Origin of the sequence: Spirillospora sp. NPDC049652, from assembly GCF_040675125.1 — a bacterium.
GTDB lineage: Bacteria > Actinomycetota > Actinomycetes > Streptosporangiales > Streptosporangiaceae > Spirillospora.
Genome location: NZ_JBFAOF010001302.1, coordinates 1 through 1,617, shown reverse-complemented (window position 1 = coordinate 1,617; position 1,617 = coordinate 1). Strand labels below are relative to the sequence as shown.

At 74.7% G+C, this 1,617-nt stretch carries 3 protein-coding genes; all 3 read right to left on the bottom strand.

What is annotated here, in order from left to right; all coding sequences use genetic code 11:
- Positions 1 to 463: MFS transporter (locus AB0J52_RS39640; protein WP_500188276.1), on the bottom strand; the 463-nt coding region annotated here is incomplete at its 3' end.
- Between the two features lie 44 nt (positions 464 to 507).
- Positions 508 to 987, bottom strand: coding sequence for an RrF2 family transcriptional regulator (locus AB0J52_RS39635; RefSeq protein WP_500188275.1), 480 nt, complete (start codon positions 985 to 987; stop codon positions 508 to 510).
- 123 nt (positions 988 to 1,110) lie between these two features.
- The coding region (locus AB0J52_RS39630) for a TetR/AcrR family transcriptional regulator (protein ID WP_500188273.1) at positions 1,111 to 1,617 on the bottom strand (507 nt) is incomplete at its 5' end.

Below are 1,617 nucleotides of genomic sequence, written 5' to 3'. Positions count from 1 at the left end.
GATCTATCACCACCGCCAGCGCGCGGGCCCGCTGCGCGGGGGCGACCAGGGACGACGCGACCGAGCCGGCGTTCGGGGTGAACGCAGCGGCGCCGAACGCCGCCAGCACGCGGGAGGCCATCAGCAGGCCGAAGCCGGGCGCCAGCGCCGAGCCGAGGTTGGCCACCGCGAGGATGGCGAGCGCGCCGACCAGCAGGGCCCGGCGGGGTATCCGGGCGAGCAGCGTGGCGAGGACGGGGGAGAGCACGGCGTAGGAGACCGCGAACACCGTGGCCGACTGCCCGGCCGCCGACTCCGAGACGTGCAGCGACCGCGCCATCGCGGGCAGGAAGCCGGCGACCACGTAGGCGTCGGTTCCGACCGCGAACGTGCCGAGCGCCAGGATCGCCGTGGCTCCGAGCCCGCGCGGCGCGGCGTGCTCCGCCGGACGGGTCTTTTGACGAGCTATCGGGATATTCGACATCCCTTTTCCTTCCCTGGGGGGTTCGCCGTGCGGAGCGGCGGGGGTCAGTCGGTCATGCGGGCGTAGTTGCGGTGGGTCCGCCGGGCGCCCTGCGGGCTGCGGGCCATCAGGTCGGCGATGGTGTGGGCCGCCAGTTCGCGCCGCCAGGCCATCTCGGCGCGGCGCATCACCGACGAGATCCCGCAGGGCTTGCCGAACTCGGTGGCCGTGGCGTTCTCACCGCCCGCGCCCCGCTGCCGGACCTCGGTGCAGGAGAACAGGTCGAGGCCGTCCTCCAGGGCGGCGACCACCTCCATGACGGTGATCCTCTCCGGTGCCCGCGCCAGCGCCCAGCCACCGCGCGCGCCCGGCGTGGAGGTGAGGATCCCGGCCCTGCTCAGCGCCTGGAGGCGCTTCTTCAGGTACTCCTGCGGGAGGTCGAACCAGAGCGCGAGCCGCCGGATCGAGACCGGCGCCTCGGCGTCCAGCCAGCCCAGCGTCACGCAGCAGTGCAGGCCCCACTCGACACCCTCGCCCATCCGCATAACCGGGACTATACATGTCCCTGTTCGCGATCGCGGACCGCGCGCGGCTGCGAGGTGACGGGGCTGCGACGTGACGGCACGGCGGGGCGGCGCGGGCTGAGGGTGCGTCCGGCGCGGAACGCGTCAGAGGCGGCCGGCGGCCGGGGTGCCCGCGCCGCGGAGGAGGGTGTCGACGACGAGCGTGGCCAGGGCGGCGGTGTCGTCCTCGTCCGTGCGGTGGACGGCGGCCTGGTGGATGAGGCCGTAGTAGGCGCGGCGCGTCCAGGTGATGTCCACGTCGTCGCGCAGGAGGCCCGCCTCCCGGGCGCGGCGCAGCAGCCGCTCGCAGGTCTCCCCGATCTCGGTGTGCACCCGCTCCACCTCCGGGTCGGCCGAGGTCGCGCGGCTCATGGCGAACCCCCAGGTGAGCTTCATGTCGAGGACGTTCGCGGTGATCTGGTACAGGGCGACCAGCGGCGGCGCGGTGTCGGGGTGCGCGGAGTCCACGGCGTCGGCGAACAGCCGGGTGGCCCAGGTGGCGAGGGCGTCGACGAGCGCCTCGCGGGTGGCGAACCGCCGGTGCACGGTGGTGCGGGCCACCCCGGCGGCCACGATGGAGCAGATCGCCGAGGCCGCCGGGGTGGCCCGCAC

What these genes read in the sequence shown, in the direction of transcription:
- AB0J52_RS39635 (WP_500188275.1), bottom strand. Translation starts at nt 987, where the DNA reads ATGCGGATGGGCGAGGGTGTCGAGTGGGGCCTGCACTGCTGCGTGACG.